Source organism: Hymenobacter norwichensis DSM 15439, from assembly GCF_000420705.1.
Lineage (GTDB): Bacteria > Bacteroidota > Bacteroidia > Cytophagales > Hymenobacteraceae > Hymenobacter > Hymenobacter norwichensis.
The window spans coordinates 77,024-92,321 of record NZ_ATVL01000012.1 but is presented as its reverse complement, the minus strand read 5'-3'; the positions used below and the strand labels follow the sequence as shown (position 1 = coordinate 92,321).

Genomic DNA, 15,298 nt, shown 5'->3' with positions numbered 1-15,298 from the left:
TTTCCCCAACCGTATGTCTACTGCCCTTCTTTCCCGTTTAGCCCCGCTGGGCTTCACCACCACCCCGGCCCAGGTGCACCTTAATCTACCTGCCAACGAGCTGGTGCAACATGCCCTGCGCCGCCACGAAGGCGTGCTCACCGATACCGGCGCGCTAATGGCCGATACTGGCCGCTTCACTGGCCGCTCGCCCAAAGACCGGTTTATTGTACAAGACGAGCTAACCAGCCCGCAAGTATGGTGGGGCGACATCAACATTCCCTTCGCCCCCGACAAGTTCGACCAGTTGCAAGCCAAGATGGTAACCTATCTGGCTGAAAAGGAGCTGTACGTGCGCGAAGCCTATGCCGGGGCCCATCCGGCCTACCAGCTCAAGCTGCGTGTAATCAACGAGCTAGCTTGGCACAACCTGTTCAGCCACCACCTGTTTCTGCGCCCTGAAGCGGGCACCGACACCAGCTGGGTGGCCGATTTCACCATTATCAGCGCCCCCGGCTTTGAAGCCGACCCGGCTGTAGATGGCACCCGCCAGAAAAACTTTGCCATTCTCAACTTCACCAAGAAAGTGCTGCTTATTGGCGGCACAGGCTATGCCGGCGAGATGAAGAAAGGCATTTTCGGGGTGCTCAATTTCCTGTTGCCGGTGCAGCACAACACGCTGCCCATGCACTGCTCGGCCAACGTGGGAGCCGCCGGCGACGCAGCCATTTTCTTTGGCCTCTCGGGCACTGGCAAAACCACCCTCTCCACCGACCCCAACCGTGGCCTCATTGGCGACGACGAGCACGGCTGGACTCCGCAGGATGGCATCTTCAACTTTGAAGGCGGCTGCTACGCCAAGGTTATCGACCTGAACCAGGACAAGGAGCCGGAAATCTGGAATGCCATCCGGCCCGGCGCCATTCTGGAAAATACCCGCTTCGTACCCGGCACCACCACCGTAGATTACGCCAACAAGACCGTAACCGAGAATACGCGCACGGCCTACCCGCTGTCCTTTATTCCGAATGCAGTGGAACCGAGCGTGGGGCCCTCACCGAAGAACATCTTTTTCTTGACTGCTGATGCCTTCGGAGTGCTGCCCCCCATCAGCCGCCTAGACAGGAGCCACGCCATGTACCACTTCCTGTCGGGCTACACTGCCAAGGTAGCGGGTACCGAAATGGACGTAACCGAGCCCCAAACCACTTTTTCGGCCTGTTTTGGGGCCGTATTCCTGCCCTTGCACCCTACCCGCTACGCCGAAATGCTGGGCGAAAAGATGGACGAACACTCCGATGTGCAGGTGTGGCTTATTAATACGGGTTGGAGCGGAGGCAGCTACGGCACTGGCTCCCGCATGAAACTGAGCTACACCCGCGCCATGATTACGGCTGCCCTCACCGGCGCTCTGGCCGATGTTTCGTTTCACCAGCATCCGGTATTTGGGGTGGCTATGCCCGCTACCGTGCCCGGCGTACCCGCTCATCTGCTCGACCCACGCCAAACCTGGACCGACCCCGAAGCCTATGACCGCACGGCTGCCGAGCTTGCCCAGCAGTTCATCACCAACTTCCGGAAATACGCCGACTTTGCCAGCACCGACATTCTTGCTGGTGCTCCCAAAGTACAGCTAGTAGAAGCTTAGTATTCTCCCAATTCCTTATTGTCCGGCCTGCCCTGCTTCCTGCTTTTAGGAGGCAGGGCTTTTTGGTGCCGCAGCGTGCTACCTACTTGGCTGCGCACGGGCTACCACTCAGAGCGGCGCAGGCCACGCTGGCTGAACACTCGCTCCCGGCCACGGGCTATCTTGTATAAGTCGCCGAGGGAAACCTTGACGCGGCCGTAAAAAACAGGGCCGTTCAGCTCACGCTGGGTGAGGCTATTCACAAACACCGGCTGCCGCCAGCCCAAGCCACTACCCAACGCCAGCCAGCGGTACACCCGCATTTGCGCAGCAATAGATGGCTCTACTAGCCAGATAACCCGTTTGGGGGAGCGAATCACGCTACCATCCGGCAGGTCGTAGTGAGCGTAGGTTTTGCCTACCCCAAGCTGAAGCTGATTGGTAAGTTCCCAGCGCGGGTTGCCTAGCACCACATACTCGCCGAAGCCCGCCACGTAACGCAAGCGCAGCTCAGCGGCAGTGGCTGCTGGCAACTCAGTGGGAATAGGTTGGCGCGACGGAATGCCATTGCTGAGCAGGTAGACTCCCAGGCCCGTCCGGATTCGGCCGCGCCATTCTATGCCCAGCTTTAGGCCCGGCAGCGTCACAACGCGGTGGTTGATAATGGAATTGCGGATGTCGAGCTGAAACGTGAACCGCCGGTGCGGCTGCCGCACCGTTACGCTGTCGTGCGGCGCGGCGCCGGGGGCCGCGGACAGTTCGTGCGCCTGCGCTACGCCCGACAGGCCCACACTTAGCCCCAGGGCCAGCAGCAGCGGCGTTGCATATCGAATCAGCAGTTTCACGCCGCAAGGTACGGCCAGATACCGGCGAAGTTGTAAGCCCAACCACGGAATCTCGCCACGCCTCACCCGCCAGCAAGCTACGCTTCGCCACCGCGCGGCGGCGATTCACCTTGTTTAGCAGGGCGCTGCTAGTTGCCAGGCAGTAGTTTAGAGCTGTCTTCTAACCGCTACCGGCTATGGCTTTCACTCCCGATTTTCTGTTTTCCTTGGCCAACCCAGTAGCTATGCTGGGCTGGGCGCTGCTGGTGCTAGCTCCGCGCTGGGTGGGCACGCGCCGCGTGGTACTAAGTGGGGCGCTGCCGCTGGTGCTAGCCGCAGCATATGCGCTGCTCATCGGCAGCCACTACCTGGGGGCGCACGCCTCGGAGGGTGGGTTTAGCTCGTTGCAGGGCGTGGCCGCGCTGTTCCAAAGCCCGTGGGCGCTGCTGGCCGGCTGGGTGCATTACCTGTGCTTCGATTTAGGCATTGGTATCTGGGAAAGCCTGGATGCGCGGCGGCGCGGCGTGCCGCATGTGCTGCTGGTGCCTTGTTTGCTGCTCACGTTTCTGTTCGGGCCGGTGGGGCTACTGCTCTACGCCGGGGTGCGGCGCTTTTATCACCCAGTTGCGGCTGTGGCTCCTCAGCTTTCTGCCACGTCCCATCATCCAAAGACTTCAGAAGCGTAGCGCACAGCCTTGGGTGAAACACCACGAAGCCTGAACCAATTGCCTTTACACCACAGCTGCCACACGCCGCTTAAAATCCTCTGTCATGGACTACCTCAACAAGTTGCCGAAGATTGAATTCATTCTCACCCTCGTCTGCTTTATCATCATCCCATGCATTCCACAAGTTGGCGTAATAGGCGCGTTCATTCTTGTAATTGCTTACATCAGAAGATCCAAAAACAGGCCGCTGCTATTGCGTTCCATTGGCTTTAGCAGCCCCGCTAATTGGCTGAAAGTGGTTGGCGTATCCGTAGTATTAGGTGTAGCGGCTGAGCTGTTTGCGGAAATTATTTTCAATCCATTAATAGAAAAAATCACCGATACACCTATTGACTTAACCAAGGTTGATTTTCACACCAACCTGCTTATTTACATGGGCTGGGTGGCCTTGGGCTTTATTGTTGGTGGACTATTGGAAGAAGTTTTATTTCGCGGATTTCTTTTAACACGGGTTTCCAAACTATTTTCTAGCACCACAACAGGCAATTTGTGCGGGCTCATAGCTACTTCCACCATTTTCGGCTTGTGCCACTTATATCAAGGCTGGAGTGGCGTAGTAAGCACGGGGTTTATCGGACTTATTCTAGGTGGCATTCTGCTTGCGAAAAATAATTTATGGTATTCTATTCTGACACATGGCTTTATAAATCTCACAGGCCTTACTATTCTCTATCTGAATTATTATAGCACTATCAGCACACTGGTTTTCTAAAACAAAACACTCAGCAATAAACGAACGATAAACTTCCTGTTGGCAAATCATTTATTTCCTTACAGAACACTGTTATGCCAGTCTCTTCTCCTCCGAAAACCGGTGCCGCGCACCTTGGTTGGCCAACAGCTTGGCAGTCGTCGCTCCCGCATTTCGTTGCCCATTGGTTCCGGACCCTGCACCGTGCAAATCCGGTTTTGTCGGGGGCGGGGTGGCTGCACATGCTGCTGCTGCCGGTAGCCTTGGTGGCCTTGGTCGGCGATGAACGGCTGGTCACCAATCTGAATCCCTGGGTGAAGCCGCTGAAATTCCTGCTTTCGGGCCTGATTTACCTCTGGAGCCTAGGGTGGTTGCTGGCCGATTTGCCGGCCCTCGCGCAGCGCGCCGTCCGCCGCATCAGCTGGGGCGTGGCCGTAGCTATGGTGATGGAAATTGTGGTTATCTGCGGTCAGGCCGCCCGGGGCACCACTTCCCACTACAACACCAGCTCCGCGCTGGATGGTGCGCTGTTCGGGCTGATGGGCATCTTCATCTTGCTGAATACCGTGCTGATAATCTGGGCGCTGTATCTGGTGTGGAAGTACCGGCCCCACGGCCCGGCCAGCTACGTGTGGGGGGTGCGGCTGGGGGTGTTGCTGTTTCTGGTGGGCAGCGCCGTAGGTGGGGCTATGATCAGCCACGCCGCGCACACCATCGGGGGCCCCGACGGCGGCCCCGGCCTGCCCGGCATTGGGTGGAGCACCCGCGCCGGCGACCTGCGCATCGCGCATTTTCTGGGGCTGCACAGCTTGCAGTTACTGCCGCTGCTGGGCTGGTACCTGAGCCGCCGGCTACCTCGCCGGGCCGTGCTGCTTACCTGGCTGGGAGCCGCCGCCTACACTGGCTTGGTGGCTTGGCTCTACACGCAGGCCCTGCACGGAGTACCGCTGGTAGCCGGCCGCTAACAATCTGCACCTAGTTCTTGAATCAGCTATTCCACTTGCCATTTCTGTTATGAACGGTTTTTCTGCTGCACTCCGCTACTGTTTCCTTGGCTTCGGCCTTCTCTTGCTGCTGACTACGGCCGCACCGGCCCAGCGCGGCCTCACCAACGGCCCCACCACATTGCTTACTTCCGATTCGGTGCGGTTGTACGTGCAAGTAGCGGGCCGGGGCGTGCCTTGCGTATATGTGCACGGCGGGCCGGGCGCGGGCAGCTATTCGTTTGAGAAGCTGGGCGGCAGCCGCCTCGAAGACAAGCTGCGCATGGTGTACTATGACCAGCGTGGCAGTGGCCGCTCCGCCAGCTCGCCGCGCCAAGACTATTCGATGGCGCGCATGGTAGAGGACTTGGAAGAGTTGCGGCAACACCTGGGCCTGGAAAAATGGGTGGTACTGGCACACTCGTTTGGAGGCACCATTGCTACAGCTTACGCCACGGCGCATCCGCAACGGGTACAGGCGCTGGTATTTACCAATGTCGTTTTGAATCCTCCGGCTTCGTTGGAAAGCATGCTGCAATACGGCGCTTCGTTGCTCCCGGCAGCCGCGCAACCCAACTCTAGTTTGCCACTACCCCAGCGGTTTGGTATGGTGATGGGCGCCTTACAACAGCAGAAACTAGCCTGGCAGCTTCAGTTTTCTGCCGATTCGTTGGCCAACCGCGCCAGCCGCGTAGCCCGCGCTGTACCCAGCAATTCGGATTTCGGCCAGCAGGTGTTCAGCGGCAAGCTCCCCGACTACGGCCAGGATTTCGGCCCCGCTACCGCCCGCCTAACCATGCCCGTGCTCAACATTGTGGGCCAGGACGACCGCACCACCGGCACCACGCCCGGCACGTTTAAATTCCCGAAGCAACAAACCGTTACGCTGCCCGGCAAGCACAATTCGTTTCTGGAGCAGCCGGTGGCATTCCGGCAGGCAGTCGTTAGCTTCGTGCAGAAGCTCCCGCGCTAACCTCCTGGCTTATGCCGCTGCCCCCCAGACCTGCCTCCGTTTTCATGAATGACCGTTGGTTTCTGCTCATCGGCATTCCGGTGTTGGGCATGTTGGCGCTGCTGCCGCGTGGCCTGACGCGGGTGCAATCGGTGCCGGAGGTGCTGGGGGCGTGGCTGGTATCCATGGGCATTACCACCACGTTCTGGCTGATAAGCCGGGGCTTGTGGCGGGTACTGTTTCGGCGCTTTCCGCAGGTCGAGCAAACGGCCCGGCGGCTGTGGCTACTGGCCCTCATCAATACCGCTCTTACGGCCCTCGTGACGCTGGGTATCGGCCAACTCGCCGCCTACTCGCAGCACGCCCACCTCACGCTGGCAGAGTTCTGGTTTGAGTTTGGCCTGAACATGTTGCCAACCATCGTCATTCAACTCATCTATGAAAGCTGGAATCTATTTCGGCAGTGGGAGCAGAACGTGCGCCGCGCCGAGCAGTTGCAAAGCGCTGGCACCCGCAGCCAACTCGAAGCCCTCCAAAGCCAGCTCGACCCGCACTTTCTGTTCAATTCTCTGAACACGCTGTCGGCCCTCATCGAACCTGAAAACGAACCGGCCCAGCAGTTTGTAGAGCAGCTCGCCGACGTATACCGCTACGTGCTGCTGGCCCGCGACAAATCCACCGTACCCCTCAGTGAAGAGTTGGAATTTGTAGCTACCTACCTGGCCCTACACAAAACCCGTTTCCGCGACAATCTGCGCGTGAGCCAGCAGGTGCCGGCAGCAGTTCTGACGCGCCACGTAGCGCCGCTGAGCGTGCAGCTGCTGGTAGAAAACGCGCTAAAGCACAACGTAGCCTCACGGGAACATCCGCTGGAATTGCGCCTGTGGGTTGAAACCGACAACTATCTGGTGGTGGAAAATACGCTGCGGCCCCGCACGGCCGGCCTCGCGCCGGGCACGGGCACCGGCCTGCGCAACGTGCGCCACCGTTATGAGTTGCTACACGCCCCACGCCCGGTGGAAGTGCAGGCGGAAAATGGCTGGTTCCGGGTACAGTTACCTTTGCTTTAAATTCAGAATCACTACTTGACGCCATGCGCAGCAGCGCTAATCCTGAATTCAAAATTCTTGACTTCTAAAAACATGACCGTTCTGCTGCTCGAAGACGAGTACCCCGCCGCCGAGCGCCTGCAACGCCTGCTTCAGCAAGCCGCACCCGAAGCGCAAGTACTGGCCGTGCTCGATAGCGTAGCCGGAGCGCTGGCGTGGCTGGACGCAAACCCCGCCCCCGACCTGATTCTGAGCGACATTCAGTTGGCTGATGGCCTCAGCCTAGAGGTGTTTGAGCAAGCGGTGGTGCGTAGCCCGGTCATTTTCACTACCGCCTACGACGCTTACGCCATCCGGGCCTTCAAGGCCAACAGCGTGGACTACCTGCTGAAACCGGTGAAGCTGGCGGAACTGACGGCGGCCCTCACCAAGCTGCGCGAATGGCGCACCCCGGCCCCCACCACGCCGCCGCCCGATGACACCGCGCGCCGCCTGGAACGCCTCCTCGACAGCCTCCCCCGCCCTAACCAGCAGTACAAAACCCGGTTTCTGGTGCGTAGCGGCGAGCAACTGTTGCCACTGCCCGCCACCCAGATAGCCTGGTTCCAGAGCCGCCACGAAACCACCACCCTCGCCGTCACCGACGGCCGCCGCTTCGTGGTGGACTACACACTGGAACAGCTGGAAGCCTTGCTCGATCCGCGCCACTTCTTCCGGCTCAACCGCCAGTTTATTGCCCAACTGCCCGCCGTGCAGCGCCTACACTCGCATTTCAACGGCAAGCTGCTGCTCGATTTGCACCCTGCCCCCACCGATGAAGTGCTGGTGAGCCGGGAGAAGGCTGCCGCCGTGAAAAGCTGGCTGGAAGGCGGCTGACATGCGAATTGAGTAACGCCAATTAACTGTGGCATAGCTGATTCAAAAGCTATGTAAGAACGTCGGGCAGCGCGCAACGTAGCATAACAACCTATTAATTTTTTGATTTCACCTACGTGCGTGTAGGAAGCTCTGCTGCTGACTGCACCGCCGTTGCCACAAATGGCATAACGGACTCATAGACACTGGGGAACACAAGCGAAAATCGACGAAAACCTCAACTGTTACGTAGTAAAGGCTTCGTTTATTCAACCACGTTTAATTCGCCACTGCTATGAAGCGAAGCTTGATGTACTTTTTTGGTGGTTCGCTGGCCCTGCTCTCCTGCTCGCAGGATGATGACTCGGCGACAGAGCCGACCCTGCCCCCAGTGGAAACTAGTGCCCCCAACACCGCCTACAAGCCAGCTTTTGCGGGCCAAACCCGCGTGGGCGGTGTCATGACTCCTACCGACGCCTATAAGGCCACGGTTGTTACCTCGGCCCTAACCAATCCGTGGGGTGTTACGGCGCTGCCTGATGGCCGCTTGCTAGTAACTGAGAAAGCCGGTCGCCTGCGCATTGTCACGGCGGCGGGGGTGGTGAGTGCGCCCATCACGGGTATTCCGGCCGTAAACCCGGCCGGGCAGGGCGGGCTGCTAGGGCTGTGCCTCGACCCGAACTTCGCAAGCAACCGCATGGTGTACTGGTCGTTTTCGGAGGCCATTTCCGGCGGCAACGTAACGGCCATTGGCAAAGGCCGCCTGGCCAACAACGAGCAAAGCATTGAAGGTGCCACCGTTATCTACCGGGCGCTACCCGCCTACTCCGGCGATTTGCACTACGGAGGCCGCGTGGTGTTCGACCGCACCGGCAACCTAGTAATAAGCACCGGCGAACGGTCGGATCTGGTGACCCGGCCCCAAGCGCAAGTGGCATCGTCGGCGCTGGGCAAGGTTATTCGCATCACCAAAGACGGGCAGCCGGCCCCCGGCAATCCCACCTTCAGCCAGGCCGGCGCGCGCCCCGAACTGTACTCCATCGGCCACCGCAACCCGCAGGGCCTAGCTATTCACCCCACCACCGGCGACGTATGGCAGGGTGAGCACGGCCCCAAAGGCGGCGACGAAATCAACCGCCTGCAAGCCGGCGCTAACTACGGCTGGCCCACTATCACATATGGCATTGAGTATACTGGCCCAGCCATTGGCGCAGGCATCCAGCAGCAGGACGGCTTGGAGCAGCCCGTATATTACTGGGACCCGGTGGTGTCGCCGAGCGGCATGACGTTCTACACCGGCGACCGGGTAGCTGGCTGGCGCAACAACCTGTTTATCGGTGCTTTGAGCGGCCAGCATATTGTACGTTTGGTTATTGATAACAACAAGGTAGTAGGTGAAGAACGCCTGTTGGCCAGCGAAGGACAGCGCTTCCGCGACGTAACGCAAGGCAGCGACGGCGCCCTGTACACCGTCACCGACCAAGGCCGCCTCTACCGCATCGATAAGCCATAAGTGGTATAGCTAATACCAAGCAGCGCAGCCAGCAGACTGCTTGGAAAACAGAAACTCGGCCCGACACATACGACGCATATTTCAGCGTTGTGCGTGTCGGACCGTAGTGTTGATATAGGGTCAATGAAGCTCGTTGCGAAGCCCGAAAAGCATTTTTCCTATAGGTGCGTTATCGGTCCAGCCAGGCTTTGAAGGCGGCTACTTTCTCGCGGCTCACTAGCACAGTATCGTTGTCGGGGGCGGTGGGTTTGAGTACGGTTTGCAGGCGCGAGTTGGTGTAGTGGATGATGTCGTGGATGGCTTCGGCGTGGGCGAGGTAGGCGCGGTTGAGGCGAAAGAATTCGGTGGGGTCGAGCATCTGCTCTAATTGCTCCAGCGTGTAGTCCACCACAAATTTGCGGCCTTCGCGGGTGTGCAGCAGCGTCACTTTTTCCAGGCTGGCGAAGTAGGCAATCTGCTCCACCGGAATGGCCTTGAGGTGCTCCCCCACCCGCACCACAAACCGCGACTTATACTCCTTGGCCGGCTGCGCCTGTTGTAGCACCCGCGCTAGCAGCGTGGCGTCAAACTGAGGCGTGGCGGCTTCGCGCTGACGGTGTAGCTTGGCGAGAGCCGCCGTTAGCTCGTCCGGGTCGATGGGCTTGAGCAGGTAGTCTACGCTGTTCACTTTGAAGGCGCGCAAAGCGTACTTGTCGTAGGCTGTAGTGAAAACGACGGGGCTGCGGATTTCCAGCCGCTCAAACAGCTCGAAACTCAGCCCGTCGGCTAAGTGAATATCCAGAAACAGCACGTCGGGCGCGGGGTGAAGGGCGCGCAACAGTGCTTCCGCCTCCGCCACCGATTCGGCAGTGCCAACTACCTCTATCGGCTGGTTTTGCTTTTTGAGCAGCCCGGCCAGGCGGCTGGCGGCCAGCGGTTCGTCTTCGACGATAAGCGCACGGAGCGGAGTAGAAAGAGCCATTAGGCGAAGGTAGAAGCTGGTTTGATTGTTGAAAATTGGCTAAAACCCATCATAAAATAAAAAGAACGTCATGCTTCGCTGCGCTCTGCATGACATGTTCTATGGTAATTAAAACTGATTTTGGGCTGCCCGTGCTACACCTCCTCGAGTTGTAGCACGGGCAGCGTCACGATGAACTCGGTATCGGTTTTCTCGATTGTCACGGGCTGCTTGGCGAGGAAGGCGTAGCGGGCGCGCAGGTTTTCCAGGCCCAGGCCCGTGGATTCGCCTTCGGCGAGGCGGCGTGGGCGTAGTGCATTGCGCACTATCAGCTGCTGGTGGGCGGCATCTAGGGTAATGCTAATACGCAGCGGGTCGCGCTGGGAGGTGGCGTTGTGCTTGAGGGCGTTTTCGAGGAGCAGCTGCACGGCCAGCGGGGGCAGCTGCAAAGCATCTAGGTCGAGGCCGGGAGGCAGGCTGATTTCCACCTGCACGCCGGCCCCAAGGCGGGTTTGCTGCAAAAACACGTACGACTCCACGAAGCGCATTTCCTCGGCCAGCGACACCACTTCCTGGGCCTGGCTGTCGAGTACATAGCGGTACACCTGGCTGAGCTGGCGGATAAAGCGCACCGCGCGGGCAGGATCGTTTTCTTCCACCAAACTGGTGAGGGCGTTCAGCGAGTTGAATAGAAAGTGCGGGTCTACTTGCCGGCGCAACGAGTCGAGGCGAGCCACGGCAGTTTCTTTTTCGAACCGCTCGGCGCGCACGGCGGCTTCGCGCCATTGTAGGAAAAAGGCCCGGCTGTGGTTGAACAGCGAGATGATGACCGTGATACTGAGGGGCACCAGAATCTGCCAGTACACGTTGTCCGACCACAGCTGTGCCATCGGCTTGCGCAGCAGCAGCAGCAACACGGCATTCATAAACACAATCACCAGCACCGAGCCGCCCAGCGACACGGCCAGCGTGAGCAGTAGCCGGCGCAGCGGCTGTGTCGTCCAGGCATAGTGCTGGTTCAGCCACTCCACCACGTAGCCGTTGGTAAGCCACAGGCCGGTGCTGTACATCACGGTATAGGCGTAGGTGATGGCAAATGCCTGCCCGCTGTGCAGTGCCCGCGGGTTTACCAGCAGGCTGATGACCACGGACATGAGCAAGATAATCCGCAGGGCCCGCCCCACTGAACGCAGCGAGTTAGGCGCGCGAAACACGGGGGCCATTGCAGGCAGAGAAGGCTTGGGAACGGCCACGGTAGCAGGCAGGAAAGTTTGCATCAAAGTAAGGGAAAATGCGACGGTGACCGATAGCAGCACGTCAGGCCAAGCGCAGCGAAACAGCTTTACCGTAATAGCCATTCCTATCGATTGAATTGCGTTGCGCGGGCAGGATGCTGCGCTCGGCCTGACGTGTTTTTTTGTTCTTACCTCCCGCTTACTGAGCAGCCGGGGCCGGCGCGGCGGCGTACTGCTTCAGGCGGCCCGTTAGCTGCCGCTCGCCCCAGTTGGGAGCAATGTCGGAAGCGGGTTTGAAGGCGGCGTAGCGCTTCTTGGCTTCTTCGTAGAGCGGCTTAGCTGCCTCGGCGCCGCCCCCGAACATGGCGGGTGTGTAGTACACGTTGTTGGCTTGCACCAGGTAGATGCGGGGGTTGGCGGCATTGGCTTTCTTGGCTTGCTCCAGGGTTTCGGTTACCATGCGCGAGTATTTCATGGAGCGCAGCATCGGCGACACGCCTAGGCGGGCCTGGTAGATGTAGGCCTGCAATACCAGCAGCTCCGATTCGTCGCCACCCAGCTTGCCGGCCTGGGCTAGGGCTGCTTCGGCCTGGTCGAGATACTTGTCTTTCACGTCGCCTTCCTCTTTGCTCTGGAAACAGGTGATGAGGCGGGCGTAGGCCTGGTAGTAGCGGGGCAGCCAGTCTTTGCCGTTTACGGCGGCGGCCCGCTCGAATTTGGCATCGGCCTGCTTGAGCTGGGCGGGCTCCCCAGTGCTCATCAGCTCCTGAATGGTAGCAGCCATCATGCTAGTGTAAGCATTGGTAGCAGGAGCAGCTATAGCGGCAGCGGCCGGAGCTACGGCGGCAGGCTTCTGGGCAACGGCGGCGAAGGAAGCGGCAACGAGGGCGAGGGTGCAGAGCGACTTTTTCATAATGGGGAAGGAAGTATGATGTGGAAGTGGTTTATGGCGTTCAAGTGATTCAAAGGTGCACGACACCTAGCCACCAGGAAATTTGCTGTTACCGAAGCGTCGGATAAGCCGGATGAAGCGTTGGATTCAGTTGCCAGTTGCCAGAAATACAGCTCCAATGACTGGCAACCAGCTCTGGCGCCTATTCCGGCCGCTCGTTCACGTTGCCGGGGTTTTTCTTGTTGATGGAGATGAACACGCCCACGAACAGCATGCGGGGAGCAGTGGGCGTGATGGCTACGCGGTTGAACTGGCCGGTGGCGGCATCGGGGGCGGTGGCGTAGCGGTAGCCGTAGATGTTGGGGCGGGCCAGCACGTTGGAGGCCGACACGTGCACGATGGTGAACTGCCCGAACAGACGGGTGAGGTAGCTGGCGTTTAAACTCAGGTCCTGATAAGTGGGCAGCACGCCTTGGTTGTAGCCTTCGCGGTTGAGGTCGTGGTAGCGGCGGGGGCTTCCGTAGGAATAGGTGGCCCCAAAGAGCGTGTTCAGCTTGGGCACCCAGTACTTGCCCACCACCGATACGTTGTGCCGAGCGGCAAAGGTGGGCACGGCCGAAACGGGGTCCTGGCGGTACTGGCGGCGGGTATCCAGGAAGCCGTAGCTCACCCAATACTCCAGGTTCTTTATGGTTTTCCGGTCGCGCCACAGTATATCAAGGCCGCGGGCGTAGCCGGAGCCGCCGTTGTCGTAGGTGGCGGGGTTTCGGAGGTCGTGGCCATCGAAGCGGGTAAGGTGGTCGTAGGTTTTGTGGTAGCCTTCGAGTTGCAGCAGCTTGCCGTCGTGGTTGTACTGGTAGGTGAGTACAGCGTGGGTAGCCTCCTCGAAGCGCAGGTGAGGCTGCACCAGCAGCAGGCTGTTGTCGGGGGTCTGGTAGAACCGACCGTAGGCACCGGATACCGAGCTGTTGTCGGTGGTTTGGTAGGCCAGCGCCACGCGGGGCGCGGCGTTGGCGCGGCCCAGCAGCGCCGAGTATTCCACCCGCCCCCCGGCCCGGCCCGCCAGCCGGTCGGTTAGCTGAAAATCAGTTTCTACGAAGCCCGCCGTGCGTTTTTCCAGGAAACTGGTTGTGTAGCGGGTAGCTTCCGAGAGCAGGGGCTGGTACGTTTGGGTTACGCGCTGTCCTACGCCTTCCACGCCCAGTTTCAGGTTCCAACGGGTGCCGGCCGAGTCGTTGGTGAGCAGCACACGGCCTACCAGGGCTTGCTCCAGGGTGCGCAAGCGCAGGGTGTCGGGGTGCAGGTCTTTGTCATCCTGGCTGAGAGCCACACCGGTTTGGATGCTCCAGCCGCCACGCAATGGGCTACGGAAGGTGGTGTTGAGGTAGTGGTTGCCGTTCTGTAAGGCCACCGTTTGCCGGCCGGCGGGCTCGGGGCTGGGCTGCCCGATGGTGAAGCGCTGGGCGCTCCAGGTGCCGTACACTTTCAGCATGCCGGCCTGCCCAGTGCGGTGGCTGAGCTTCAGGGAGCCGCTACCGCCGCGGGGCGCCTGCTCCCAACGCACGTTCTGGGGCAGCAGGCCGGTGTAAGGCGTCAGGTTGGTGTAGTCGGCCGATACAGCCAAGGAAGTACGGTCCCAACGCTTGGTGCGCGAGGCGCCCACAAACACCGACGACAACGAAATACCCGTCTGGGTTTCCTCAGCCAAATCGGTGGAATTCAGCGCCAGCACGCCCGACAGCGCCTGCCCGTATAAGGCCGAGTAGCCGCCGGTGCTGAACACCGTTCCGCGAAACAGGGTGGGCGCAAACCGGCCCCGGGCAGGCACAGCGGGTACCGAGCCAGCGTAGAAGTTTTGCACCAGCAGCCCGTCCATGTACACTTTGGTTTCGTTGGCGGCCCCGCCCCGCACGAACAGCATGCCATCCTCCCCTACTTTGGTGGTGCCGGGCAGCGTGTTGAGGGCCGCCGCCACGTCTGATAATGCGCCGGCCGTAGTTTGCACGTCGCGGGTGTTGAGGGTGGCCCCGCGCTTCTCGTCGCTGGCCTCGAAGGCCCCAGCCGTTACTACTACCGAGCCTAGGGCGTGGGGCGTGCCTTTCATTTTCAGCGGCAGCTTCACGGGCTGGCCGCTCAGCGTTACGGGTACTTCCTGGGCTTGATAGCCCAATAGGCTGAGCACCAGCGTAGCCGCGCCTGTTTGCCCCGTATCAAAGCGGAACACGCCCAACGTATCGGTGCTGGTTCCGTCGAAGGTGCCTTTGAGAAACACGTTCACGCCGGGCAGAACCTGGCCCGCCGCGTCGCGGACGGTACCGCTGAGGATAGTGGATTGAGCCAGCAGACCCGAGGCCGAGGCCAGCAGCAGGAACAGGGCGAGTAACAGACGTTTCATGGCGGTGCAGTGAAGTGATGCCCAAAAGTGGGCGGCCACCGCGGCCGTTGAAACTTGCTGTTACCGAAGCGTCGGATTAGGGGGATGAAACGTAGTGATGGTAACTACGGCGTTACTCGTGCATGAAGTAGCTGTCTGTCTCTACGCCATCATCCAGCATTTTCACGTCAACTGCGAATAAGTCACGAACAGCTTTTTCGCGCTTTCTCACCTCAATAATCTTTGCTATTTCACTAAGTGGCCTACTTAGCTTGTCGAAGTTCAGAAGCCCGTGTTGGGTTACGTATCGGACAAGCATAGTCACTTCTGGCGACGGTACTTCTTGCTCGGTCATATGCCATACAAAAGCCTGTTGCTCCTCCACGTCTTTTACAGCATATAGCACCGCCCCGTAAATTTTATTAAAATAAGCGTCTCCCCACACAAGGTCAACAGCACCCAATGCCCCCAAGAATACGCTTAGAAAAGCTTTCCGCTTATGGGCTTGCGCCATCTAGGCTTGGGGTTGCTTGTACAACATCATTATTGACTACTGCTAGCGCATATTAATTAACAACCAGCCGTTTCGACTTATCTATTTTGTTCTTTTAAGCCCGGTAGCAAAAAACCTGTCAATATAGTTCTGAGGTGGCAGA

The 15,298-nt window shown here is 59.4% G+C and carries 14 protein-coding genes; 8 read left to right on the top strand and 6 right to left on the bottom strand.

Annotated elements, in window-relative coordinates; translation table 11 throughout:
• Positions 1-13: 13 nt before the first annotated feature.
• The gene (gene pckA, locus G536_RS29505; protein ID WP_022825984.1) at positions 14-1,627 is read left to right on the top strand and encodes a phosphoenolpyruvate carboxykinase (ATP); all 1,614 of its coding nucleotides are present in this window, start codon (positions 14-16) and stop codon (positions 1,625-1,627) included.
• 101 nt (positions 1,628-1,728) lie between these two features.
• On the opposite strand, the gene G536_RS0123105 is transcribed toward pckA, so the two are convergent.
• Positions 1,729-2,451: a hypothetical protein gene (locus G536_RS0123105; RefSeq protein WP_157530883.1), complete on the bottom strand. Its 723-nt coding sequence runs from the start codon at positions 2,449-2,451 to the stop codon at positions 1,729-1,731.
• Positions 2,452-2,627: 176 nt separating this feature from the next.
• On the opposite strand from G536_RS0123105, the gene G536_RS29500 reads away from it, so the two are divergent.
• The 7 genes from G536_RS29500 (at position 2,628) to G536_RS0123070 (ending at position 9,201) form a co-directional block, all read left to right on the top strand.
• Positions 2,628-3,116: an ABA4-like family protein gene (locus G536_RS29500; RefSeq protein WP_022825982.1), complete on the top strand. Its 489-nt coding sequence runs from the start codon at positions 2,628-2,630 to the stop codon at positions 3,114-3,116.
• A gap of 85 nt (positions 3,117-3,201) precedes the next feature.
• Complete coding sequence (locus G536_RS0123095) at positions 3,202-3,870, top strand: CPBP family intramembrane glutamic endopeptidase (protein WP_022825981.1); 669 nt, start codon at positions 3,202-3,204, stop codon at positions 3,868-3,870.
• 74 nt (positions 3,871-3,944) lie between these two features.
• Positions 3,945-4,814 carry a hypothetical protein gene (locus G536_RS0123090; protein WP_022825980.1) on the top strand — a complete coding sequence of 290 codons (870 nt, stop codon included), beginning with the start codon at positions 3,945-3,947 and terminating at the stop codon, positions 4,812-4,814.
• Between the two features lie 49 nt (positions 4,815-4,863).
• On the top strand, positions 4,864-5,805 hold the full coding sequence (locus G536_RS31125; RefSeq protein ID WP_022825979.1) for an alpha/beta fold hydrolase: 942 nt from the start codon (positions 4,864-4,866) through the stop codon (positions 5,803-5,805).
• A gap of 44 nt (positions 5,806-5,849) precedes the next feature.
• Positions 5,850-6,854: a sensor histidine kinase gene (locus G536_RS0123080; RefSeq protein ID WP_022825978.1), complete on the top strand. Its 1,005-nt coding sequence runs from the start codon at positions 5,850-5,852 to the stop codon at positions 6,852-6,854.
• A gap of 72 nt (positions 6,855-6,926) precedes the next feature.
• Positions 6,927-7,709 (top strand): LytR/AlgR family response regulator transcription factor, encoded by a 783-nt coding sequence (locus G536_RS0123075; protein WP_022825977.1) that lies wholly within the window; start codon positions 6,927-6,929, stop codon positions 7,707-7,709.
• Positions 7,710-7,983: 274 nt separating this feature from the next.
• Positions 7,984-9,201 (top strand): PQQ-dependent sugar dehydrogenase, encoded by a 1,218-nt coding sequence (locus tag G536_RS0123070; protein ID WP_026880514.1) that lies wholly within the window; start codon positions 7,984-7,986, stop codon positions 9,199-9,201.
• 169 nt (positions 9,202-9,370) lie between these two features.
• On the opposite strand, the gene G536_RS0123065 is transcribed toward G536_RS0123070, so the two are convergent.
• The 5 genes from G536_RS0123065 to G536_RS0123045 all read right to left on the bottom strand — a co-directional run bounded on the left by G536_RS0123065 (position 9,371) and on the right by G536_RS0123045 (position 15,156).
• A complete protein-coding gene (locus G536_RS0123065) occupies positions 9,371-10,162 on the bottom strand; it encodes a LytR/AlgR family response regulator transcription factor (RefSeq protein ID WP_022825975.1) in 792 nt (263 codons plus the stop codon).
• 134 nt (positions 10,163-10,296) lie between these two features.
• Positions 10,297-11,418 (bottom strand): sensor histidine kinase, encoded by a 1,122-nt coding sequence (locus G536_RS0123060; protein ID WP_169515148.1) that lies wholly within the window; start codon positions 11,416-11,418, stop codon positions 10,297-10,299.
• A 157-nt stretch (positions 11,419-11,575) separates the two neighbouring features.
• On the bottom strand, positions 11,576-12,289 hold the full coding sequence (locus G536_RS29490) for a hypothetical protein (RefSeq protein WP_022825973.1): 714 nt from the start codon (positions 12,287-12,289) through the stop codon (positions 11,576-11,578).
• A 181-nt stretch (positions 12,290-12,470) separates the two neighbouring features.
• Positions 12,471-14,663, bottom strand: coding sequence for a TonB-dependent receptor (locus G536_RS0123050; protein WP_022825972.1), 2,193 nt, complete (start codon positions 14,661-14,663; stop codon positions 12,471-12,473).
• A 112-nt stretch (positions 14,664-14,775) separates the two neighbouring features.
• Positions 14,776-15,156 carry a hypothetical protein gene (locus G536_RS0123045; protein WP_022825971.1) on the bottom strand — a complete coding sequence of 127 codons (381 nt, stop codon included), beginning with the start codon at positions 15,154-15,156 and terminating at the stop codon, positions 14,776-14,778.
• Positions 15,157-15,298 lie beyond the last annotated feature (142 nt).

Coding starts and splice junctions, on each gene's coding strand:
- pckA (WP_022825984.1), top strand. CDS start 14: ATGTCTACTGCCCTTCTTTCCCGTTTAGCCCCGCTGGGCTTCACCACC.
- G536_RS29500 (WP_022825982.1), top strand. CDS start 2,628: ATGGCTTTCACTCCCGATTTTCTGTTTTCCTTGGCCAACCCAGTAGCT.
- G536_RS0123095 (WP_022825981.1), top strand. CDS start 3,202: ATGGACTACCTCAACAAGTTGCCGAAGATTGAATTCATTCTCACCCTC.
- G536_RS0123090 (WP_022825980.1), top strand. CDS start 3,945: ATGCCAGTCTCTTCTCCTCCGAAAACCGGTGCCGCGCACCTTGGTTGG.
- G536_RS31125 (WP_022825979.1), top strand. CDS start 4,864: ATGAACGGTTTTTCTGCTGCACTCCGCTACTGTTTCCTTGGCTTCGGC.
- G536_RS0123080 (WP_022825978.1), top strand. CDS start 5,850: ATGAATGACCGTTGGTTTCTGCTCATCGGCATTCCGGTGTTGGGCATG.
- G536_RS0123075 (WP_022825977.1), top strand. CDS start 6,927: ATGACCGTTCTGCTGCTCGAAGACGAGTACCCCGCCGCCGAGCGCCTG.
- G536_RS0123070 (WP_026880514.1), top strand. CDS start 7,984: ATGAAGCGAAGCTTGATGTACTTTTTTGGTGGTTCGCTGGCCCTGCTC.
- G536_RS0123065 (WP_022825975.1), bottom strand. CDS start 10,162: ATGGCTCTTTCTACTCCGCTCCGTGCGCTTATCGTCGAAGACGAACCG.
- G536_RS0123060 (WP_169515148.1), bottom strand. CDS start 11,418: ATGCAAACTTTCCTGCCTGCTACCGTGGCCGTTCCCAAGCCTTCTCTG.
- G536_RS29490 (WP_022825973.1), bottom strand. CDS start 12,289: ATGAAAAAGTCGCTCTGCACCCTCGCCCTCGTTGCCGCTTCCTTCGCC.
- G536_RS0123050 (WP_022825972.1), bottom strand. CDS start 14,663: ATGAAACGTCTGTTACTCGCCCTGTTCCTGCTGCTGGCCTCGGCCTCG.
- G536_RS0123045 (WP_022825971.1), bottom strand. CDS start 15,156: ATGGCGCAAGCCCATAAGCGGAAAGCTTTTCTAAGCGTATTCTTGGGG.